The sequence below is a fragment of the Microbispora sp. NPDC046973 genome (genome assembly GCF_040644495.1).
Taxonomy (GTDB): Bacteria; Actinomycetota; Actinomycetes; order Streptosporangiales; family Streptosporangiaceae; genus Microbispora.
On sequence record NZ_JBEYWQ010000003.1, the window covers coordinates 114,044 to 135,244 of the forward strand.

A 21,201-nucleotide genomic window follows, 5' to 3' on the forward strand; every position below is an offset into this window, starting at 1 on the left:
CGCGCCGGAAGGCGGGTCAAGAGCTGCCCAAGCGAGCGTAAGGCAATGGGGATGGACCGGTGGCGCGCGGCCGTGCGTCGGCATCCTGACGGCGTGACGGAGTCTGCCAGGCTCTCGGTGGTCGTCCCCCTGCACGGCGGGGAGGAACACGCCGAGGAGTGCCTCGAATCCTTGCGCGACCAGACCCTGGACGACATGGAGGTGATCCTCGTCGGCCGGCCACGGGGTCTTCGCCCGCCCGACCACAGGTTCACGCTCATCACGCTCGGCGACGGCGGCGACGACCCCGGCACCGCGCGCAATGCGGGGGCGGCGTTCGCCACCGGGCGCTATCTCGCCTTCGCCGACCCCGGCTCGGTCGTCCCCGCGGACGCCTACCGCGCGCTGGTCGGCGCCCTCGACCACACCGGCTCCGACCTCGCCTGCGGCCGGATCCGCACCTGGACGCCGTACGCGCCGGGACACACGTCCTCCTCTCCCGCCGGTGCCCCGGATGCGAAAAGAGACCAGAAGGGCAGGGCGCGGCTGCGCACCCACATCACCCGGCATCCGAAGCTGCTGGACGACCCGCGGGCGGGCGGCACGGTGTTCCGCCGGGAGTTCTGGAACCGGCACGGGTTCGCCTTCCCCGCGGGCCTCGGCGAGGACTTCCCGGTGACGATTCCCGCGCACGTGCTGTCCACCTCGGCCGACGTGCTCGGCGACGTGGTCTGCCTCACGCGCGGGTCGCGGCCGCCGGCCGACCCGCTGCGCCGCCTGGAGGCGATGCTGCAGGTGTCGGACCTGCTCGGACGGCACGCGCCGCAGCTGCGCACGGCCTACGACCTGCGCCTGGCGGAGGGTCCCGATCTCGAAGCCGTCCTGGAGGCCGTACGCGACCGGGTTCCCGACCGGCTCGCCGAGGTCCTCGGCCGCCTGGGCCGCCTGGACCCCGGCGCGGTGGAACGGCTGCCGGTCCTCAGACGGCTCCAGATCCACTTCGCCGCGCACGGCATGACCGGCGAGCTGGCGGAGCTGCGGACGTTCGCCGCCTCGGAGATCAGGCACCGGGGCGTGCTCCGGCGGGGGCTGCGGTCCCGCCGCTGGTATCTCGACTACCCCTTCCGCCGCGACCCCCGGCTTTCGCGCTCGCTGTTCGACGCCACCCGCGACCTGCGGCTCGTCGCCTGTGTGGACGACGTACGCCACGCGGACGACAGGCTCGCCCTGACCGGTCACGCGTACATCGCCCACCTGGACAGCGGGCGCAGCGGGATCGAGCTGTGGCTGCAGCGCGGGGAGGAGCGGATCTCCCTGCCGGTGCGGCGCACCCGCAGGCCCGACGTGACCGCCGACTCCCGGCAGTCGGTCGCCTGCCACGACGACTCCGGCTTCGAGACCGTGATCGCCCTCGACGCGCTGCCCTCCGGCCGGTGGGCGTTGCACGCGCGCGTCCGGGCGCGGGGCGTGACCCGGGCGGGCCGGGCGGCCGGGGCCCCGGGCGAGCGCGTCTTCGACGCCGGGAACGTCCGTGTCTCCCTCACCCGCGACCACGGGCTGACGCTCGGCCCCCGCGCCGCCGGCGGCCCGCGTCCCGATCCCGATGGCGAAATAGGCGCCGTCCGGTGGACGGAGTCCGGCGAGCTGGTCCTGGAGGGGACGGGCCGGTGCCCGGCCGGCCGGATCGTCCTGGAGCGCGGCGCGGAGCGGCACTCCTGGCCGGTCCGCCAGGACGAGGAGACGTGGACGGTCACCGTCGGCAGGACGGCCGAGGGACTTCCGCTGCGCAGCGGGACCTGGCAGGTGCTCGCCTCGTCACCGGCGGGCGGGAACACGCGGGTGCGCCTGAGTGCGGCCCTGATCGCCGACCTCCCGAGGCCGCGGGTCACCGGGTTCCATGAGATCTCCGTCCGCACCTCGCGCGACGGCGACCTGAGCCTCGCGGTGCGCCCGGCGCTCGGCCCGCACGAGCGCGGGCCGTACGCGACGCGCAGGCGGCGGGCGGCGGCTCCCCGCAGGGTGACCCTGCGGAACGCGGCGGTGTTCGACAGTTACGGCGGGGGGCAGTACTCGTGCAATCCCCGGGCCGTCTCGGAGGAGCTGGCGCGCCGCCACCCCGATGTGGAGATCGTCTGGGTCACCAGGGACGGGCAGTTCGCCGTGCCGCCGGGCGTGCGCCTGGTCCTGTACGGCTCGCGCGAGCACGAGCAGGCGTTGCATACCAGCCGCTTCGTCGTGGCCAACCGGCGCACGCAGCCGGGGTGGTATCGCAAGCCGCGCGGGCAGACGGTCGTGCAGACCTGGCACGGCACGCCGCTGAAGCGCCTGGGGCTCGACCTGGAAGGCATGCCGTACGCGCAGCGGGTGCCGCGCGACGAACTGGCGCGGCAGGTGGCGACCTGGGACCTGCTGCTGTCGCCGAGCCCGTTCGCCACCTCCGCGCTGCGCGGCGCGTTCGGCTACGAGGGGGAGATCCTGGAGTCGGGCTACCCGCGCAACGACGTGCTGTTCGATCCCGGACGCGCCCGCGCGGCCCGGCGGCGGCTGGGCCTGCCCGGCGACCGGCGGGTCGTCCTGTACGCGCCGACGTGGCGGGACGACGACACCACCGGACGGCTCGCGCTGGACCCGGCCCGGGCGGCCGGGGCCCTCGGCGACGACGACGTGCTGCTCGTGCGGGCGCACTACCTGGTGGCGCGGGACTTGGCGATCCCGCACGGCGACCGCATCCGCGACGTCTCCGGATTCCCGGACATGGCGGATCTCCTGGCCGCCGCGGACGTGCTGGTCACCGACTACTCGTCGGCGATGTTCGACTTCGCGTGCACCGGCAGGCCCATGGTGTTCTTCGCGCACGACCTGGAGCGCTATCGCGACGAGGTGCGCGGCTTCTATTTCGACTTCGAGGCGGAGGCTCCCGGGCCCGTCCTCAGGACCGGCGACGACGTGCTCGACGTGCTGCGGTACGGCGACCTCGGGCAGTTCGCGGCGCGCTACGAGCGGTTCGCCCGCAGATACTGCCCCTGGGACGACGGGCACGCCTCGGCGCGCGTGGTCGCGCGCATGCGGCCATGAGCGGCGCGTCCCGGCAGGCCGCCGGTCGTCCGCCCCGCCGTGCGGCCGAAGCGCCGTCGCACCGCGTCGCGCCCGCGGCCTCCGCGGCGTGCCCGGCGGAGGCGCCCGAGCGGGCGGCCCGACTGGACCGGCCCGCTGTCGTAACCGTCGTGCCGGCCGTCCTCGCGCTGGCCGCCGGGTTGTGGGAGCTCGGCGGGCCGCCGCCGTGGCGGGACGAGGCGGCCACCGTCAGCGCGGTCGGCCGTACCCTTCCCCAGTTGGCGCATCTGCTGCAGTCGGTCGACGCGGTGCACGGTCTGTACTACGCGCTGATGCACGTCATCGCAGGGCTGTCCGGCACCGCCGAGGTGGCGCTGCGGATCCCGTCCGTCGTCGCGGGCGCGCTCGCCGCGGCCGGCACCGGTGCGATCGGCCGCGCGCTCGGCGCCCCCCGGGCGGGCCTGTACGGCGGCGTGCTGCTGGCCCTCATGCCAATCTTCTCCAGGTATGTCCAGGAGGCTCGGCCGTACCCGATGACGGCGGCGGCGGCCGTCGGCGTGACCCTGCTGTTCCTGCGCGTGATGCGGTCGCCCACGTCGGGGGTCCTGGCGGCGTACGCGATGGGGCTGACCGTGCTGGCCTACTTCAACCTGTTCGCCTTCCTGGTGGTGGGGGCGCACGGCGTCGCCGCGATCCTGTCGAGGGGACCGCTGCTCCGGTGGGCGTGCGCGGCGACGCCGGCGCTGGCCGCCGTGGCGCCGCTGGCCTGGCTCGGCTCCCGGCAGAGCGCGCAGGTGGGCTGGATCCCCCGGCCGGACGTGACCGATGTCGGCAGGCTGGCCGTCCAGCTGTTCGGCGACCTCGGAGGGGCGACGGGCCCCGGAGTCGCTCCGCTGACCTGGGCGCTCGCGCTCTTCGGCCTGGCATATGGCGTGGTCGTGGGCGTCCACCGGGCTCGCGCGGCCCGTCGCGCAGAAGAGTCCGCAGAAGAGTCCGCAGAAAAGCCCGCCGAGACGCCCGGCGAGACGCCCGCCGAAGAGCATGCCGAGACGCCCGCCGCGCTCGCGCGGCTGACGCTGCCGTGGCTGCTCGTGCCCGCGCTGGTGCTGCTCGCGGCCTCCTGGACGGCCCATCCCGTGTACGTGTTTCGCTATGTCTTCTGCTGCGTCCCCGCGGCGGCGCTGCTCGCCGGGGCGGGCCTGGCCGCGCTGCCCCCCGGCCTCGCCGCCGCCGTGCTGGCCGCCTGGCTCGGCCTGTCGGTTCCCGGGCAGCTCGCCACCCGGGGGCCGGACGGCAGGCAGGACGATCCACGGCCGGTCATGGCGCTGCTCGCGGCCGAGGCGAAGCCGGGCGACGGGGTGCTGTTCGTCCCCGCCAAGGTCAGGAAATACGAAGCGGTCTACCCGTCGGTCTTCGGCAGGCTCCGCGACGTGGCGCTGGCCCGCTCACCCGAGAAAGACGGCAGCTTCCCTGGCCGTGAGGTGAGCACCCGGGTGCTCGCCGCCCGGCTCGAAGGGCTGCGCACGCTCTGGGTCGTCGGCCACACGGGCAAGAACGCGATGCCCGCCCGCAGACGCGCCCTGGTCGCCCGTTCGTTCGCCCCGGCCGGCCGCTGGACCTTCCGCGGCCTGTTCGTGGACAGGTACGACCTGCGGCAGGATCACCGCTCGAACGGCGCCGGGGTGGGGAAGTAGGCCTCGAGGAACCGCGCCAGCAGCGCGTCCTGATCGATGGTCGTGGGGGCGGTGTCGTTGAGGCAGAACACGTCGTGCCTGCGCCTGGCGAGCATGCGGCGCAGCTTGGCCGGCGTCTTCGGCAGCGACAGGTCCACATAGGTGTAGTCGACCGTGCCGGGGACCGCCCGCCCGCTCAGGTAGCCGTAGTAGTGCGCCAGCGAGGACACCACCGAGATGTCCCGCGACGTGCGGAACCTGCTGCGGGCGGTCGCCGCGAACTCCGCCGCGAAACGCCCCTCCAGCTCGTACATCAGCGACCGGCGCAGCGCGTACGGCACGTGCTTGAGCTTCTGCGTGATCGTGCGGCCGGTCAGGTTCTCCAGGATGCGGCGGTTGTTCATGCCCGCGGCGTGGACCGGGGACTCCTCGGTCTCCGGCAGGCCGAAGGGCACGTGGACGGTGCTGGGGAAGAAGCGGGTGATCCCGTTGCCCTCGAAGAACGTCCGGGGAGGCAGCGGCCGGCCCAGGAAGAAGTCGTCGTTGAAATACAGGAAGTGCTCGCTGAGCCCGTCGATGTGGTGCAGCTGCGTCTCGATGGCGTGGGAGTTGAAGACCGGCAGCACCGACGGGTCGGTGAAGATCTCCTTGTGGTCGACCACGGCGACCATCGGGTGGGTGGTGTCGAGCCACGGCGGCGTCTGGCCGTCGGTGACGATCCAGATCCGGTTGATCCAGGGTGCGTACATCAGCAGGGAGCGCAGCGAGTAACGCAGCTCGTCCCTGCTGGTGAACCGTGCCTCCGTGGTCGCCATCTCGCTCGGCGGGGCGCCGGTGCGCAGGGCCTCGTCGCGCTCGGCCTGCTCGCGGCGCGCCCGCCAGGACGGGTCGGCGCCGTCCACCCAGGTGTAGACGGCGTCGATCGGGAAGTCGATGTCGTCAAGCAGCCGCCGGACGAACTCGGGCCGGGTGCGGTAGGCGCGGGCCCGGCGGGCGGCGCACGCCAGCGGCGTGAACAGCTCCTCGCCGCCGTCCACGGCGGGACCGTCGGCGGGGACGCGGTCGCAGGCGGGATTCGGCCTCGGGGCGACCAGTTCGTCGCCCTCCCGGGCCCAGAACTCCAGGTCGCACCCGTTCTCCGGGCCGAGCGTCAGCGTGCGCGAGGGGCTGGCGAAATACATGGCCAGTCGCACGACCTTGGCGTCGCCGAGCAGCGCCGCCGCCCGCCGCACCGGGCGCATCCGGCCCGCGTCCGCCGGGCGCGCCCGCGCCCCCTGCCTGCCGTACGGCTGCCGCGCCGCGAACAGCGGATGACTGCCGGCCGCGAGCGCGGCGAGCGCGCGTGTGCGGTCGTCCTCGGGCACGGCGACGACCGGCGGCCGGTTGGGCAGCGGGCGCACGCAGAAGTACGGCACGTTCGCCTCGGCCAGCAGGGCGCACACCACGTCCAGCGTCTCGCGCTGGGCCTGGAGCGGACCCGCGTCCGCGCGGATGAGCGCGGCCCGCGGCGCGGGCTCCCACGACGGCAGCCGCCCCTGCAGCCGCCGGTACAACGTGACAACGGGCATGGTCTCCCCCTCGAACACGGACTGTAACCGATCGGCGACCGGATTGGCGGATGGTTTACGTAGATGGGGGAGAGGGTCAAGAACCGGCAATGAGATGCCCTGCCTGTTACAGAAGAGCAGGCCAACGGCTACCGCTTGTAGTCATTCTTGCCTGCATGGGGGGCTTCACGCTGGACGACATACTCGCGACGCGCAAGCCGAGAGACTCGTGGTGGACCGTCTTCATGGTCGATCCGCTCGCCTGCCGGCTCGCGCTGCTCGTGGCCAATCACACCTCGATCACGCCGAACGGGCTGACCAGACTGTCCATGCTGATCGGCTTCGCCTCGGCGGCCGCCTTCGCGGAGGGCATGCTCGTCGCCGGTGCGGCGCTGTTCTATCTGAGTTTCACGGTCGACTGCATGGACGGGAAGATCGCGAGGCTCAAGGGCACGGGGACGCCCTTCGGCCTGTGGCTCGACTACGTCGGCGACCGGGTGCGGGTGGTCTGCTGCGCCTTCGGGTGGGGATTCGGGGAGTACACCCGCACGGGCGACACGGACGTGGTGCTCGCCGCCGTCGGGGTCGTCGTGCTCGACCTGTTCCGCTACATCAACGGCCCGCAGCTCAAGCGGGTCAAGGACGCCACCCGCGCGCTGCTCGAGGCGCGCATGGACGGCCAGTTCGTCCTCGCCGAGAGCGTCCTGCGCGCCAGGCCGCGGACCGAGCTGGGGCAGGCCGCCGCGGAGTTCGGCCAGGTCGCCGCCGCCGACGACGGTGCCGCGGTGGTCGACCTGCAGAAGGCGTTCCACGCCCGCTTCCCCTGGTATGACCGATTCCGCGTCTTCCTGGTGCGGCACCGGGTGCGCACCCACGTGGTGAGCGGCATCGAGTTCCACGCCGCGGTCTTCGTCGTGGGCCCGCTGTTCGGTCCCAAGGCCCTGGTGCCGGTCTCGGTCGTGGCCGGCTCGCTGCTGCTGGCGTTCGAGATGAGCCTCGTCTACCGCGTCTGGCTGGCGGCGCGCCAGGTGCCCCGCAGTGCCGCCGAGAAACAGAAGATCCTTGTCTGACCGGCCGTCTCGGCCGGATCCGCACGTTCGTACGGCGCGACGCCGTAGGACCCGCGTCACGAGCCGCGCCCGGGGGAGGGCGGCGGCCTGACGTCTGGCAACTTCACCACGGGGGATGGAACTCATGCATTCGGACAGACCTGTCTTCGTCGTCGGCTGCCCACGCTCCGGCACCACCATGCTGCAGCTCATGCTGCACTCGCACCCGCGCATCGCGGTCCCGCCGGAGACGCGGTTCCTCGTCCCGGCCTACTTCTCCCGCCGGGCGTACGGCGACATGCGGCTTGCGGACAACAGGCGCAGGCTGGCGACCTGGATCGCCGAGGGCAGGACCACGAAGTTCCACGAGCTCGGGCTGAGCGGCCCCGACTTCGTCCAGGCGGCCATGCTCGGCCCGGGCAGCTTCGGCTCGGTCATCGGCATGGTCTTCAAGTGCTACGCCGAGCGCTTCGGTAAGCCGCGCTGGGGCGACAAGCGGCCCAGCTACTACCGGCACGTCGAGATGCTGATGCGGATGTTCCCCGACGCGCAGTTCGTCCACCTCGTCAGGGACGGCCGCGACTGCGTGGCCTCGCTCAAGCAGATGCCCTGGTACAAGGCGGACGCCGTGCACGCCATGGCCAACTGGGCCGAGGCCGTCGACTTCGGCCGCAGGCACGCGCGCAAGCTGCCGGCCGACAGCTTCTACGAGCTGCGGTACGAGGACCTCACCTCCGACCCGGAGACCGAGCTGAAGAAGCTGTGCGTGTTCCTCGGCGAGGACTACGACCCGGCGATGTGCGATCCGCGCGACATGGCCGAGCTGGCCGTGCCCAAGCACAAGGTGTGGCACAGCAACACGCACGAGGAGGTGACCACCGCCCACTCGGGCAAGTGGGCCTCCCGGCTGGAGCCCTGGGAGATCTCGCTGTGCGAGGAGGTGCTCGGCGAGCGGCTCGCCGCGTACGGCTACGAGCTGAGCGGCGCGCGCAAGCCCGACCGCGAGCACGTCGCCGCGTTCAAGGCGGCGGCGGCCAAGCGGCGCGCGGCGCGGCTGCGCAAGTACAACCGCGACCGGCTCACCCGGCTGCGCGAGCCCGGTCCGATCGCCGCGCTGCTGACCGAGGGCCAGCGGCGGCTCGCCGGCCTGCCCCAGCAGCGCTCCTACGAACTGCTCCCCCGCTGACATTCCCTCTCGGGCGGCTCAGGCGCCCGGCGGGGGGCCGACCGACGACCGCACGACGAGGCGTGAGCGGAGCGTGTGCGTCTCGCGGCCGGCCTCGGCCCCCTGCACGATGTCGAGCAGCACCTCGGCCGCCTTGGCGCCGAGCTCGTGCACCGGCTGCGCGATCATCGTCAGCGGCGGATCCATGACCGCCGCCCAGGCGCTGTCGTCGAACCCGATGAGCGCGACGTCGCGCGGATAGGCGAGCCCGGCGGCCCGCAGAGCCCGCAGGGCCCCCGTCACCGCCTCGGTCTCCGTGCAGAACAGCGCCGTGATGCGGTCGGGCAGGGCGAGCATGCGCGCGACCTCCTGGGTCGCCCGCTCCTCGACCTTGCGCCCGACCATCACCAGCTCGGGGTCGAAGGGGATCCGCGCGTCGTCGAGCGCGTCGAGGTAGCCTCGCAGGCGCTCGCCGTCGGTCCACAGGTTGCGGGACGCCGCCGCCAGCAGCTCGCGGCGGGTCGCGGGCGGCTGCGCCATGTGCGGTCCCCACACGAAGCCGATCCGCCGGTGGCCCGCCGCGATCAGCCGCTCGACCGCCTCACGCGCCGCGTCGCGGTTGTCGATGACGACCGCGTCGAGGTCGAGCGCCGGGATGGCCCGGTCGACCAGGACGACGGGGACGCCACGCGTCAGCGCCTCCTTGACGTGGCCGACCTCCCGGCCGCTGACCGCGGCGGACGCGATGATCATGCCGTCGACGCGCTTGTCGATCAGCACGTTGGTCGCGGCGACCTCCTCGTCGAGGTCCTCGTAGGTGCTCAGCACGATCGTGTCGAAGCCGCGGGCCCGGGAGGCGTCGCAGACGCCGCGGACCAGTCCGGCGAAGAAGGGGTTGCCGATGTCGGCGACGATCACCCCGATGGTGTGGCTCACGCCGGTCGACATGCTGCGGGCGAGGGCGTTGGCGCGGTAGCCGAGCTTCTCCGCCGCCGCGAGCACGCGTTGGCGCAGCTCAGGGCTGACGTGTCCATACCCGCCGAGCGTGCGGGCGGCGGTCGCCCGCCCGACGCCCGCCTCGGCCGCCACCTCGGAGACCGTCACCCTCCCGGCGGCCTGGCTCCGCTCAGCTGGCATGGCCGGCGTTCCTCCCTCTGTCCGTCTCAGGGAAGCTTATTGAGAACGGGCCGTCCGTGGCCGAACGCGCCCTCCACCAGGCACTGCTCGTAGGCCGACCGCGCGCCGTCGTGGAGCGCGCGCTCGACGGCGTCGCGGTCCGGGGACCTGCCGGAGGTCCAGCCGCCGCGCAGCAGCGAGACGGCGAACCCGGCGAGGAAGGCGTCGCCGCAGCCCATCGTGTCGGCCATCAGGCGGGGGTCCTCCACCCGGCGCGCGGCGGTCGCGACCGTGACCCTGCCGTCGTGCGCGATCGCCCCCTCCACGCCGCGCGTGGCCAGCGCGAGCCGCGCGCCGCGCCGTACGGCCTCGGCCAGCAGCGCCCGCGTGGCGGCCTCGTCGAGGTGCGAGCACGACAGCAGCACCAGGTCGGCGTGCGGGCAGACCCGGTCGAGGTAGCCGGGAGTGCGGAACTCGTCCTCGCTGGACAGGTCGTAGCTCACCACCGGGCCGAGCCCGGCCAGCTTGGGCAGCTCGGTCTCGCTCCGGGAGTACACGCTGGAGTGCACCAGGTCGAAGGAGGCGGCGTAGCGCAGCAGGTCGCCGCCGAGGACGAGCGGCTCCCGCAGCGTGACGCCGCCGCCGTTCCAGCCGAGGAAGACGCGGTCGCCGTCGTCCACGCGCAGGGTGGAGACGCCGCTTTCGCCGGTCCGCACGACGCAGTGGTCGATCGCGACGCCCTGGGCGGCGATCGAGGCGCGCAGGAAGTCGCCGAGCTCGTCGTCGCCGAACACGCCCAGGTAGGCCGCATCGAGACCGAGGCGGCGGGCGTAGACGGCGACGTTGACGCTGTTGCCGCCGGGGTACTCCACACCGCGGTCGACGAACCGGTCGACGATGTTGTCGCCGAAGCCGAGGACTCTCAAAAAACTCTCCTGTGGACGGGCCCCCGCGCAGGCACGCGCGAGGGAGTGTCCCGTGATCTTTTGCCGTAGCGACCGCAGTAGGCGAAAAAGATCACGGGACACGACCTAGGGCCCGGAAAGGGGGAAGGCGGGATCAGTAGTCCATGACGCGGTAGTAGCGGCGCAGGTCGAGCGAGTGGTCGCGCACCCGCTCCAGGTGCTTGCTGACGCGGCTCATGACGGTGTCGAGGACGAGCGGCGCGAGCAGGCCGCGGAACTCCGGACTGATGCCGTCGAGCGGGTAGTCCTTCGTGTCGAAGACCGTGACGTCCTTGGAGATCCGCTTGGCGAAGGCCTCGGCGCGGTCGGTGAGCGCCCGCGCCTCGTCCTCGCCCTGGAAGACGATCACGCTGGTGTTCTCCTCGAGCAGTTCGAGCGAGCCGTGGAAGAACTCGGCGCTGTGCACCCGCGTGGTGCGCAGCCACTGCATCTCCTCGAGGATGCACATGGAGTAGAGGTAGGTGAACCCCCACAGGTTCCCGCCGCCGATGAGGAAGTAGTAGTCGCTGTCCTTGTGGGCGTCGGCGAACGCCTCGGCGACCGGTTCGGCCTGCCTGGAGACCTCCAGGAGGATCCGCGGGATGTCGTCGAACTCGGCGGCGAACTTCTCGTAGCCGTCGAACTCGCCCCGCCGCGCCAGCAGCCGGCCCATGAAGAGCAGCATCTGCATGTCGAACGGCCACGTCTTGGGCTCGGTCAGCAGCGCGAGGTCGACGTTCCGGGCGATCGGCGAGTCGGGGTAACCGGTGAAGCCGATGGTGTAGGCGCCCTTCGACCTGCAGAACTCGATGGCCCTGACGACGTCCTCGGTGGTGCCGGAGACGGAGGTGAAGATCGCCACCGAGCGCTCGCCGAGCGCCTTCTCGTCCGCGGCGACCAGCTCGGCGGCGATCACCGCGCGCACGTCGAGGGTGGACCGCTGCCGAGCCAGGCGCTCGTACGGCCACATCTGGGCGTAGGTGCCGCCGGCGCCGACGAGGTAGAGGTTGTCGAATCCCCCGTCCACGAGCCGATCGACCAGTTCCTCGATCCGCGGGCGCAGCGCCACCGCGCTCGCCAGCTGGGAGAGGAATTCCGGCTCGTTGAATCCGAGCATTGTCGCGTCCTTTCGGGATCACCTGCGGACCGGCGGCGCCCCTGCTGCCTGATACCGGTATCACGCGGGGGTCACGCTGACACAGAGGAACGTACGACGTCAATACCGGGACCTTCTTCCCTCTGCTGAGACGGCCTCTAGCTGGTGTTTCCGGCCGAATGGTGTCCCGGACGCGTCGTGCGAGAAAAAATTCTTGGAATCAGGTCTGGTACCGGTATCAGATGCTCTGTACAGTCACCCCACACCAGCGGGCCGTGCCGGGCCAGCCCCCAGACAGACCAGAGAGAGAGGAAGCCCATGCGCCCTCGCGCACTGACGACGTTCGCGGCACTCGCCGGGACGTCGGTGCTCGCCCTCGCCGGGTGCACCGGCGGCGGGCATGCGGACAAGGCTCCCGCGGCCGATGTGACCGCCGCCCCCGACTACTCGGGCACCCTGAGCATCCTCACCAAGTTCGCCGGAGAGCCGCTGGAGCCGTACTTCGAGAACCTGGCCGCCGAGTACGAGAAGCTCCACCCCGGGGTGAAGATCCAGCTCATCCAGGAGACCGACCAGAGCATCAAGGACAAGACCAAGACGCTGACCGCGTCGAACGCCCTGCCGGACGTCTACTTCACCTGGACCGGCAACTGGGCGGAGAACTTCGTCCGCGGCGGCCGTGCGGCCGACCTGACCACGGTCATCGGGCCCGGCACGGAGTGGGGGAAGACCATCGGCGAGGGGGCGCTGTCGGCCTTCGCCTACGACGGCAAGTACTACGGGATCCCGCTGTACGGCAACGGCAAGTTCATGGGCTACAACAAGGCCGCGTTCGCCAAGGCGGGGGTGAAGGTGCCCGCGACGTTCGAGGACCTGATCGCCGCCTGCGGCCCGCTGCGCAAGGCCGGCTACGAGCCCATCGCGTTCGGCAACAAGGACGGCTGGCCGGCCCTGCACTACCTGCAGCAGATGTTCGCCTACGACGTGCCGTGGGACACGCTGCAGGCCGACCTGAAGCCCGCGACGGCGAAGCTGGACGACCCGGGCTACGTCACCGCGCTGGCCCGGTTCAAGACCCTCGTCGACACGTGCACCGACACCAAGAGCGGCACCAACGGCGTGCTGTACAGCTCGGCGCAGGAGAAGTTCGCCGACGGCAAGGCGGCCATGTACTACCAGGAGATCCTGGAGTTCGACAACGAGACCGCCAAGGGCAAGCTGCCCACGGACGACTTCGGCATCTTCCAGCTGCCCGCGCCGCAGGGGGCGAAGGGCGACCCCACGGTGATCGAGGGCGCGCCCGAGGGATACCTGGTCAACGCCGCCTCCCCCCGCATCCCGCTCGCCGTCGACTTCATGAAGTTCGTCACGAGCGTGGAGAACGCCAAGACGCTGTCGTCCCCGCCGTACGGCCAGCCCAGCACGGTCATCGGGGCCGTCACGCCCGAGACCTCGAGCAAGGCGGTCTACGAGGGCGTCGGGCTGGTCAACAAGGCGCCGAAGCTGGCCGCCTGGCTCGACACCGTCACCGTGCCCGAGGTCGCCGACGCCTGGCTGTCCGGCGGCGAGGCGCTGATCACCGGCGGCAAGACTCCCCAGCAGGTGCTCGACAGCGTCCGCCAGGCCTCGGCGTCGGCGAAGTAGCCGGAGGAGAGCAGGTGCGCACCATCGGCAAACGGGCGCTCGGGCTCGCGTGGGTCGTTCCCGCCCTCGTGCTGGTCGGGGTGTTCGTCTACTTCCCGCTGGCCGAGAACCTGGGGTTCAGCACGCTCAAGTGGGACATCTACAGCGGCAGCCAGGAGTACGTCGGCCTCGCCAACTACACCAAACTCGTCGAGGACCCGGTCTTCTGGCGGTCGCTCGGCAACAACGTGCTGTACGCCGTGGTGTCGATCGTGTTCCAGGTGTTCGGCGCGCTCGTGCTGGCCGCGCTCATCGAAGGCGTGCGCAGCGAGCGGTGGCAGCGCGTCCTGCGGGCGATCTACTTCATCCCCTCCGCGATCTCGCTGACCGTCGCCGGCCTGCTCTTCTACTTCATCTACGAGCCCGACCTCGGCCTGCTCAACCACCTGCTGCAGGCGGTCGGCCTCGGCGGGCTCGGCCACTCGTGGCTGGGCGAGGAGACCACGGCCATGCCGGCGATCATCGCGATGAGCCAGTGGCAGGGCTTCGGCTACTCGACCCTGCTGTTCGCCGTCGCCATCCAGCGGATCCCCCGCGAGATCTACCAGGCCGCGGCCCTCGACGGGACCGGACCGGTCCGCCGCTTCTACCACGTGACCGTTCCCCTGGTGCGAGAGATGACCGGCGTGATGTCGATGGTCACGATCTCGGGGGCGTTCCAGGTGTTCAACGAGGTCATGGTGATGACCAGCGGCGGGCCTGACAACTCGACCCAGGTGCTGGGGACCTGGCTCTACCGTAGCGGCTTCGTCCGCAACGACTTCGGCTACGCCGCCGCGATCGCGACCGTCATCTTCGTGATCACGCTCGGCATCGCGGTCGCGCAACTGTGGGTCGCGCGCAGGAGAAGGGTGGCGTGGTGAGTCGCATCGGCTTCCTCGGGGTGGTCTCCCGGGTGTTCCTGTGGGCGTTCCTGCTCTGCCTCGCGGTGGTGGTGGTCTATCCGCTGCTGTGGATGGTGCTCAATGGGTTCAAGACCAACGGCGAGATCTTCGGGAACCCCTTCTCGCTGCCCTCCCACTGGAGCTTCGACAGCTACCGGAAGGCCTGGAACCGCGGGGTGAGCGACTACCTCACCACGAGCGTGCTGGTCACCGTGACCTCGACGGTCGCGACCGTCTTCGTCAGCGCGTGGGCCGCGTACGGCCTCACCCGGGTGGCCATCCCGTTCTCCAAGCTGACCACCGGGATCATCCTCGGCGGGCTGATGCTCGCCCCGAGCGTGGCGCTCGTGCCGCTGGTGAAGATGTTCCAGTCCATGGGCCTCTACAACAGCTTCTGGGCGCTGCTCATCCTCTACACGGCCTTCCGGGTGCCGTTCACCACCTTCCTCATCCGGGCGTACATGCTCGACCTGCCGAGGGAGGTGGACGAGGCGGCCGAGATGGACGGCTGCGGCCGGTGGACCGCCTTCTGGCGGATCATCCTGCCGATGTGCAAGCCGATCATCACCTCGACCGTGCTGCTGCACATCCTGTTCGCCTGGAACGAGTACCTGTTCGCGATGGTCTTCACCAGCGGCGCGGGCGTGCAGACCCTTCCCGTCGGCCTGATGAGCCTCATGAGCAAGCACGGCACCGAGTTTCCGGTCGTCTTCGCCGGCATGGCGATCGCGGCCTTCCCGGTCGTGCTGCTGTTCTTCGCCGGGCAGCGTTACATCGTCAAAGGACTCGCGGACGGAGTCGGAAAATGAGTCCCATGCCCCTCATCACCGGTTCGAACTTCTCCTATCAGCACCTGCCGTTCGAGCGGTTCCTCGACGACGCCGCCGACCTCGGCCGCGAGGAACTGGAGTTGTGGGGGATCGCCCCCCACTTCCACGTGCCGCAGGTCAGCGACGCCGAGGCCCGCGCCGTCCGCCGCCGGGCCGCCTCACGCGGGCTGCGGGTGCGTTGTCTCACGCCCGAGCAGGTGGCGTACCCGGTCAACATCGCCTCGGCCGACACGCGGCTGCGCGCCTCCAGCATCGCGATGTTCCGCCGGGCGGCCGAGCTGTGCGCGGAGCTCGGCGCCGAGCTGCTCCTGCTCACGCCGGGCCGGGGATACGAGGACGAGCCGGTGGAGGCGGCGTGGCGCAGGTCCGCCGACGCGCTCGCCGAGATCGCCGGGTACGCCGAGGGGTTCGGGGTGACCTGCGTGCTCGAACCGCTCCAGCGGGTGGAGTCGAACCTGCTCAACGACTCGCGGGCGCTCGCCCGGATGCTGGACGAGGTCGGCGCGCCGAACCTCGCCGCCGTGCTCGACACCGTGGGCATGGCGGTCGCGGGGGAGAGCGTGGACGACTATTTCGACGCGCTCGGCGACCGGGTCCGCCACGTGCACCTCATCGACGGCCGCCCGGCCGGGCACCTGGCGTGGGGCGACGGGGAGCTGCCGCTGGCCGGCTACCTCGCCGCCTTCTCCCGTCGCGGTTACGACGGGTTCATGACGTTCGAGCTGTTCGGCGACGGCACGTACGCCTTCGCCCCCCGGCCCGTCGTCGAACGCTGCCTGTCCGCCGTCGAGGCCGCCCTCACCCACCCCTGACGGGCGGGTTGAACCGGGAGTACTCCTCGAACGCCCAGCGCAGCGGGCTCGCGCCGCCGACCTGGAGCACCTGCTCGACGTCGAACGTGACCAGCCGCTGCGCGCCCGGCACGTCGCCCGGGTCCCACTCGACCCGCGCCCTGCCGGTCAGGTGCAGCGCGTCGCCGGTGACCCAGTCGAGGAAGAGCAGGCCCGCGGCGGGGTTCAGCTCCAGGTTGCCGAGCGTCATGTACATCAGGTTGCCCGCGTAGTCGGGCCAGACGAGCCGCCGGTCGTCCACCACCTCGACGAACCCGGGGTTGCCGCCCCGGTGCGAGACGTCCGACCCGAGCCCGGGCGCGTGCGTCGCGACGAAGAAGGTGTCGGCGGCACTGATCCACGTCTGCTGGGCCTCCGACAGGCGGTCCCCGGACCGTGACGTCCGATCACCGGGCTCCAGGTCCCCGGTGATCGTGCGCTTCTGCAGATATTTCGGGCAGTTGGAGTACACCTGCTCGGTCCGTACGACCAGGTGGTCGCCGTCCCTCCGGGCCCGGCCGTTGACCCGCATCCGGCGCCGGGACGACGGCTCGATGGCCAGCATGCCGATGTCGTGCTCGTCGTCGAACAGGCCCGCGAGCGGCGCGCCGGGCACCGCGTCCACGAGGATCGTGCGGTCGCCGGCCGGGGTGACGAACCCCGGCCGGCCGGTGAGCGGCGCGGCCCACACCCGGCCTTCACGGTCCTCCGCGCCGATCGCCACCATGCGCTGGGACTCCAGGAACCGCGCCGCGACCTCCGGGATCTCGGCCCGCACGCGGGCCGATCCGTGCTCGGCCAGCCGGACGCCCGCGCGGCGCTGGACCGCGACCTCTCCCTCGTGCCGCATCTCTAGAAGAATCCGCAGGTCGGGGCGTCGGATCGGGGAGCGGGGCGCTCCTCGGCGCCGCTCGGCGCGTAGATCTCCAGCCGGATCCCGTCGGGGTCCTCGAAGAACAGGCCGCCCGAGGAGCCGCCCTCGCGGTGGGGGACGATGCCGCCGTGGTGGATCGTCGCCCCGGTCTCCCTGACGACGGCCTCCGCCCTGTGTACGGCGTCGATGTCCGGCACCTGGAAGGACAGGTGGTGCAGCCCCGGCAGGCCGGGGGCGAACCTGCCCTCACTTTGCTGCCACAGCGTCAGCACCAGTGTGCCGTCCTGGGCGAGGAACGCGTACCGGCGCGCCTCGTCGGCCGACTTGCCGGCGACATCGAAGCCGAAGACCTTCCGGTAGAAGCCGACCGACCTGTCGAGGTCGGAGACGTTCAGCCCGATGTGACCCGTGGAGAAGCTCATCGCCTGTCCCTTCATACGGAATCTAACGGTTGGTTCCGTTAGAAGATGAGAGCAGACTAACGGGATTCTGCGGAGAAGTCCATTAGAAGATCAGGTGGTCCTTCGCCGGGGGAGCGGCAGGCGCGACCGGGTGAACGCGGCGCCGCCGAGCGCGGCCAGCAGGGGCAACGCCACGACGAGCAGGCCGACGAGCGCCCAGGGAATCGCGATCATCGACGTGTCGTCCGCCGGCGCGGTCACCTGCACTCCGTCGGGACGCAGGAACACCTCCGCGTGGTGGGGCACGGCCTGCCGGGCCGCGGCGATGCCCGGAGCGAAGCCGGCGAGCACGCCGGTGACCGAGCCAAGCAGCGCGATCACCAGGGCCTGCCCGGCGACGACCGCGCGCTTCACCCGTGGAGCCGCCCCCACGGCCGACATGGTCTCCAGGTCAGGACGCGCCTCGGCGGCGGCCAGCATGGTGGCGACGAACGTCATCCCCAGCACGAGCACGGCCGCGGCGATGCCCAGCACGACCAGGAGGAACGTGTCGTCGGGAGCCTCCGGAGCCTCGAGCCGCACGATCGCCTTGCCGGTGATCCGCTCCACCTTCGCGGTGATCCGCTCCGCCGTCGCCCTCGGGACGCGGAGGTCCGCGGGATCCACCACGAGCATGGCGGTCGCGGTGCCGTACCCGTTCTTCGCGGCCACCTCGGGCGCGACGACCGCGCGGGCCCAGCCCTCCCCGGTGGCCCGTATGCCGACGGCGGGCAGCGTGAGCGGCGCCGACTCGCCCCGCGCGACGGCGGGCGACACATCGATCCGCACCTGCCCCTGCCGGACGACGACGGGGTTGAGCACGATGGCCTTCCCCTCGTGGAGCGCCGCCACCGCCCCGGGGTCGTCGCGCCGCAGCACGTAGCGGAGCAGGTCGTCGTTCCCGACCAGGAGGCCCCCGGATTGGCTCGGGTCCGACCACTCCACCCTGCTGACGTCGGGGGCGGTGTCCGGCACCGAGGCGTACACCGGGACGCCGGATCTCGACGTGAGCGTCCGCGCCTCCACCAGCGGCACGCCGGCGGGTAGTTCCTCGCGCACGGCGGAGCGGACGCGATCCCAGAGGCCGGGAGTGAGGTTCGGCCCGGCGATCCACAGTGCTCCGGCCGGCGCTTGCGGGTGGCTCTGCGCGTACGCCGGGTTGCGCGCGAGCCGGCTCTGCCAGGTCACGCCCACCGCCGTGAGCGCCACGACCGCGGTCATCACCGCGGCGACGGCGGGTGCCGTACGGCCCCTGTTGCGCACGGCGTCCCTGGCGGCGAACCGGAGCGGCAGGGGGAGACGGGCGGCGAGCCGGGCCACGGCCGCGATGAGCGCCGGCGTCAGCGCGACCAGGCCGAGCTGGGTGACCAGGGTCGAGGTCGCGATCCAGCCGAGCTCGTGACCGGCGCTCGCGATGGTCGCCGCCGTGCCCGCGACGACCAGCACGATCCCGAGCAGCGGCCGGCCCGCACGCTCACGGCCTCGCTCGCGCCTGCCCGACAGCACGGCCACGGGGTCCGTACGGCTCGCCGCGACGGCCGGGGCGAGGGCGGCCAGCAGGCCCGCCACGACGCCCAGCACCGCGGTCCCCGTGACCGCCGCCCAGGGTGCGGCGAACGGGGCGAGCAGGAATCCGGCCCGCCACTCCAGCAGCGGTCTCGCGAGCCAGGCCGCGCCCACGCCGAGCGCCGCGCCGAGGACGGAGGCGGCGACGCCGAACAGCAGGCCGTCGGCGAGCGCGATCGTCCGCAGGTGGGCGGGGGAGCCGCCCTGGACGGCGACGAGCGCGAACTCGCGAGACCTTCGCAGCCGTCCCATGGCGAAGGCGGGCCCGGCCAGGAGGACGACCTCCAGCAGCATGATCGCGGCCCACGGCGCGCTCTGGGTGAGGGAGGACACGCGCACGCGCGACGGCGCTTCGTCCGGCGGCGCCGCCTCGACGACGGTGCGGCTGACGACCACGAGGCCGCGTGCGTTGAGCCGTCGCACGTCCGCCCACGTCACGGGGCGCGGAGAGTCCACCAGCCAGCCGCGCGACATCAGCTCGGGATGGACCGGCCCGAAGGCGGCGTCGGGCAGGCTGCCGGGGAAGGCCACGAGCGTGGGCGGGAACCCCGTCAGGCCGAACAGGGCGACGCCGACGACCCGGAGCGGCCGGCGTTCCTCGCCGACGAGGAGCGTCACATCCGGAGCGGTGTCCGGGCCGAACCGGTCCGCGGACACGACCGCCTCTCCGGGAGCGGCGGGAAGCCTGCCCTCGGTGAGCCGGAAGGTGCCCCGGGACATCGGATCGTTCAGGTCGACCTGACGGATCCATCCGATGTCGTACCCCTGCGGGGTCAGGTAGCGGAAATCCGCCTGGGCGAAGGGGACGATCCGGCTGCCGGGGGCGAGGGCGGCTGCGATCTCGGCCGGGGTGAACGGCGTCGGATCGTTCCCGGGCTGCTCGGCGATCCGGTTTCCCCACGCGTCCTGGGTGACACCTGTCCACTCGCGGGCGCCGGTCACCAGCGCGTCGGCCTGCCCGAGGGGGTAGTGCTGACGGTCGGGCACCGGCCCCGGGCCGAAGAGGGCGCTCAGCACGAAGGAGGCGAGGGCGACCGGAAGCCCGATCATCGCGAGGATCAGCGCGCTGCGCCACTTCGACCGCCTGGCGTTGCGGCGGGAGATCCGTAATGACGCTCTCAGCCCGCTCATCGGGCGGTCTCCATCCCGGCGGCCGCCGAGTCGACGATCTGCCCGTCCTTGAGGAAGACGACGCGGTCGGCCCAGGCGGCGTAGCGCGGTTCGTGCGTGACCAGCAGCACGGCGGCCCCGGCGTCGGCCCGCTGCCGGAGCACCTGGATGATCTCGTCGCCCGCCCGGGTGTCGAGGGCGCCGGTCGGCTCGTCCGCCAGGAGCAGCCGCCGTTCGCCGACCAGCGCGCGGGCGATGGCGGCCCGCTGGCGCTGGCCGCCCGACAGGTCGTCGGGGAACCGGTCGCCCAAACCGGCGAGCCTCACCTCCTCGAGCACCGCCATGGCCTCCCACCTGGCCCTCGCCGTACGGACGCCGTCCAGCTCGCGCGGCAGCGCGACGTTCTCGGCGACGGTCAGCGACGGGATGAGGTTGAGGTCCTGGAAGACGTAGCCGGCGCTCCTGCGGCGCAGCTCCGCCAGCTGCTTCGGCGCCAGATCCCGCAGCTCGTGGCCTTCGAGCGTCACCGACCCCTCCGTCGGGCGGTCGAGCCCGCCCGCGAGGTTGAGCAGGGTGGACTTGCCGGACCCGGACGGGCCCATCACCGCGACCAGCTCCCCGGCCGCGACGTCCAGGCTGACGCCCCGCAGCGCGTGGACGGCCCCGGTCCCCTCGCCGTGGACGCGTACGACGCCGGTCAGGCGGACGACCGGCTCGTCGTCCGGCGCGGGTAACCGGTCCGAAGGTCGGGTTTCGGTCACGGGTTCTCCTCGGAGGGACGGGCGAGGACGGCCTCGCAGTGGTCGAGCCAGCGCTGCTCGGCCTCGGCATGGAAGATCATCGAGTCGATGACCAGGCGCTGTGCGGCCTCGGTGGACGCGTCGAGGGTCCGCAGGGCGCGGGTGAGCTCCTGCAGGCTCCGCATCGTCGCGGACCGCTGCGCCAGGATGACCGCCGCCACGTCCACGCCGGGCGTGGTGACCGCCATCGCGAGCTTGATGACGAGCTCGTCGCGGGGCCGGTCGGCCCGGGAGACGGGTTTGGCGAACCACCGGCCGAGCTCCTCGCGGCCCTCGGGGGTGATGGCGTAGCGGACCCGGCCCTGCTCGTCCTGGTCGCCCTGGTCGTCGCGGGACACCAGGCCGTCGCGTTCGAGGCGGGACAGCGTCGTGTAGACCTGACCGATGTTCAGTGGCCAGGTCGTCGCCGTGGACGCCTCGAATTCGGCCCTGAGCTGATAGCCGTAGCGCGGGCCCCGGCTCAGCAGGGCGAGCAGGCCGTGTCGTACCGACATGAATACTCAGTATGCATACTGAGTATGCTCCTGTCAGCGCCGGGTCGAGGAAAAGGGGGATGCGGAG

The 21,201-nt window shown here is 72.0% G+C and carries 17 protein-coding genes; 8 read left to right on the top strand and 9 right to left on the bottom strand.

Translation table 11 applies throughout. The features are described from left to right. Positions 1-93: 93 nt before the first annotated feature. Together ABZ860_RS07730 and ABZ860_RS07735 are read left to right on the top strand one after the other, a co-directional pair. The gene (locus tag ABZ860_RS07730) at positions 94-3,054 is read left to right on the top strand and encodes a bifunctional glycosyltransferase family 2 protein/CDP-glycerol:glycerophosphate glycerophosphotransferase (RefSeq protein ID WP_357216547.1); all 2,961 of its coding nucleotides are present in this window, start codon (positions 94-96) and stop codon (positions 3,052-3,054) included. Next, positions 3,051-4,727: a glycosyltransferase family 39 protein gene (locus tag ABZ860_RS07735; protein WP_357216550.1), complete on the top strand. Its 1,677-nt coding sequence runs from the start codon at positions 3,051-3,053 to the stop codon at positions 4,725-4,727. The genes ABZ860_RS07730 and ABZ860_RS07735 overlap by 4 nt, the downstream gene beginning before the upstream one ends. On the opposite strand, the gene ABZ860_RS07740 is transcribed toward ABZ860_RS07735, so the two are convergent. After that, positions 4,694-6,274, bottom strand: coding sequence for a stealth family protein (locus ABZ860_RS07740; RefSeq protein ID WP_357216554.1), 1,581 nt, complete (start codon positions 6,272-6,274; stop codon positions 4,694-4,696). The two genes, ABZ860_RS07735 and ABZ860_RS07740, sit on opposite strands and share 34 nt — an antisense overlap. A 155-nt stretch (positions 6,275-6,429) precedes the next feature. On the opposite strand from ABZ860_RS07740, the gene ABZ860_RS07745 reads away from it, so the two are divergent. Then, positions 6,430-7,323, top strand: coding sequence for a CDP-alcohol phosphatidyltransferase family protein (locus tag ABZ860_RS07745; protein ID WP_357216557.1), 894 nt, complete (start codon positions 6,430-6,432; stop codon positions 7,321-7,323). A gap of 124 nt (positions 7,324-7,447) precedes the next feature. Beyond that, positions 7,448-8,488, top strand: coding sequence for a sulfotransferase (locus ABZ860_RS07750; RefSeq protein ID WP_357216560.1), 1,041 nt, complete (start codon positions 7,448-7,450; stop codon positions 8,486-8,488). Between the two features lie 18 nt (positions 8,489-8,506). On the opposite strand, the gene ABZ860_RS07755 is transcribed toward ABZ860_RS07750, so the two are convergent. From ABZ860_RS07755 to ABZ860_RS07765, 3 genes are all read right to left on the bottom strand, one after another. Continuing rightward, positions 8,507-9,604, bottom strand: a complete 1,098-nt coding sequence (locus tag ABZ860_RS07755; protein WP_357216563.1) for a LacI family DNA-binding transcriptional regulator — start codon at positions 9,602-9,604, stop codon at positions 8,507-8,509. Between the two features lie 26 nt (positions 9,605-9,630). Then, positions 9,631-10,509, bottom strand: a complete 879-nt coding sequence (locus ABZ860_RS07760) for a PfkB family carbohydrate kinase (protein ID WP_357216566.1) — start codon at positions 10,507-10,509, stop codon at positions 9,631-9,633. Positions 10,510-10,642: 133 nt separating this feature from the next. Then, positions 10,643-11,644: an SIS domain-containing protein gene (locus ABZ860_RS07765; RefSeq protein ID WP_357216569.1), complete on the bottom strand. Its 1,002-nt coding sequence runs from the start codon at positions 11,642-11,644 to the stop codon at positions 10,643-10,645. Between the two features lie 297 nt (positions 11,645-11,941). Here ABZ860_RS07765 and ABZ860_RS07770 point away from each other — a divergent pair, with 297 nt between their 5' ends. The 4 genes from ABZ860_RS07770 to ABZ860_RS07785 are packed head-to-tail and all read left to right on the top strand — an operon-like array spanning position 11,942 to position 15,832. Beyond that, the gene (locus ABZ860_RS07770; protein ID WP_357216572.1) at positions 11,942-13,267 is read left to right on the top strand and encodes an ABC transporter substrate-binding protein; all 1,326 of its coding nucleotides are present in this window, start codon (positions 11,942-11,944) and stop codon (positions 13,265-13,267) included. A gap of 14 nt (positions 13,268-13,281) precedes the next feature. Beyond that, a complete protein-coding gene (locus tag ABZ860_RS07775; RefSeq protein ID WP_357216575.1) occupies positions 13,282-14,169 on the top strand; it encodes a sugar ABC transporter permease in 888 nt (295 codons plus the stop codon). Beyond that, the gene (locus ABZ860_RS07780) at positions 14,163-14,999 is read left to right on the top strand and encodes a carbohydrate ABC transporter permease (RefSeq protein WP_357216578.1); all 837 of its coding nucleotides are present in this window, start codon (positions 14,163-14,165) and stop codon (positions 14,997-14,999) included. The genes ABZ860_RS07775 and ABZ860_RS07780 overlap by 7 nt, the downstream gene beginning before the upstream one ends. Continuing rightward, positions 14,996-15,832 (top strand): TIM barrel protein, encoded by an 837-nt coding sequence (locus tag ABZ860_RS07785; protein ID WP_357216581.1) that lies wholly within the window; start codon positions 14,996-14,998, stop codon positions 15,830-15,832. The genes ABZ860_RS07780 and ABZ860_RS07785 overlap by 4 nt, the downstream gene beginning before the upstream one ends. Here the strand turns inward: ABZ860_RS07785 and ABZ860_RS07790 are convergent. The 5 genes from ABZ860_RS07790 to ABZ860_RS07810 form a co-directional block, all read right to left on the bottom strand. Beyond that, positions 15,819-16,700, bottom strand: coding sequence for a pyridoxamine 5'-phosphate oxidase family protein (locus tag ABZ860_RS07790; protein WP_357216583.1), 882 nt, complete (start codon positions 16,698-16,700; stop codon positions 15,819-15,821). The two genes, ABZ860_RS07785 and ABZ860_RS07790, sit on opposite strands and share 14 nt — an antisense overlap. A 2-nt stretch (positions 16,701-16,702) precedes the next feature. Then, positions 16,703-17,146: a VOC family protein gene (locus ABZ860_RS07795; protein WP_357216586.1), complete on the bottom strand. Its 444-nt coding sequence runs from the start codon at positions 17,144-17,146 to the stop codon at positions 16,703-16,705. 90 nt (positions 17,147-17,236) lie between these two features. Then, positions 17,237-19,861 (bottom strand): FtsX-like permease family protein, encoded by a 2,625-nt coding sequence (locus ABZ860_RS07800; protein WP_357216589.1) that lies wholly within the window; start codon positions 19,859-19,861, stop codon positions 17,237-17,239. Continuing rightward, positions 19,858-20,601, bottom strand: coding sequence for an ABC transporter ATP-binding protein (locus ABZ860_RS07805; RefSeq protein WP_357216592.1), 744 nt, complete (start codon positions 20,599-20,601; stop codon positions 19,858-19,860). Before ABZ860_RS07805 ends, ABZ860_RS07800 begins: the two co-directional genes overlap by 4 nt. After that, positions 20,598-21,134, bottom strand: a complete 537-nt coding sequence (locus ABZ860_RS07810; protein ID WP_357216595.1) for a PadR family transcriptional regulator — start codon at positions 21,132-21,134, stop codon at positions 20,598-20,600. The genes ABZ860_RS07805 and ABZ860_RS07810 overlap by 4 nt, the downstream gene beginning before the upstream one ends. Positions 21,135-21,201 lie beyond the last annotated feature (67 nt).

Excerpts from the sequence above, each read along its gene's own strand:
- ABZ860_RS07735 (WP_357216550.1), top strand. The coding sequence starts at position 3,051 with ATGAGCGGCGCGTCCCGGCAGGCCGCCGGTCGTCCGCCCCGCCGTGCG.
- ABZ860_RS07740 (WP_357216554.1), bottom strand. The coding sequence starts at position 6,274 with ATGCCCGTTGTCACGTTGTACCGGCGGCTGCAGGGGCGGCTGCCGTCG.
- ABZ860_RS07745 (WP_357216557.1), top strand. The coding sequence starts at position 6,430 with ATGGGGGGCTTCACGCTGGACGACATACTCGCGACGCGCAAGCCGAGA.
- ABZ860_RS07750 (WP_357216560.1), top strand. The coding sequence starts at position 7,448 with ATGCATTCGGACAGACCTGTCTTCGTCGTCGGCTGCCCACGCTCCGGC.
- ABZ860_RS07755 (WP_357216563.1), bottom strand. The coding sequence starts at position 9,604 with ATGCCAGCTGAGCGGAGCCAGGCCGCCGGGAGGGTGACGGTCTCCGAG.
- ABZ860_RS07765 (WP_357216569.1), bottom strand. The coding sequence starts at position 11,644 with ATGCTCGGATTCAACGAGCCGGAATTCCTCTCCCAGCTGGCGAGCGCG.
- ABZ860_RS07770 (WP_357216572.1), top strand. The coding sequence starts at position 11,942 with ATGCGCCCTCGCGCACTGACGACGTTCGCGGCACTCGCCGGGACGTCG.
- ABZ860_RS07785 (WP_357216581.1), top strand. The coding sequence starts at position 14,996 with ATGAGTCCCATGCCCCTCATCACCGGTTCGAACTTCTCCTATCAGCAC.
- ABZ860_RS07790 (WP_357216583.1), bottom strand. The coding sequence starts at position 16,700 with ATGCGGCACGAGGGAGAGGTCGCGGTCCAGCGCCGCGCGGGCGTCCGG.
- ABZ860_RS07795 (WP_357216586.1), bottom strand. The coding sequence starts at position 17,146 with ATGAGCTTCTCCACGGGTCACATCGGGCTGAACGTCTCCGACCTCGAC.
- ABZ860_RS07800 (WP_357216589.1), bottom strand. The coding sequence starts at position 19,861 with ATGAGCGGGCTGAGAGCGTCATTACGGATCTCCCGCCGCAACGCCAGG.
- ABZ860_RS07810 (WP_357216595.1), bottom strand. The coding sequence starts at position 21,134 with ATGTCGGTACGACACGGCCTGCTCGCCCTGCTGAGCCGGGGCCCGCGC.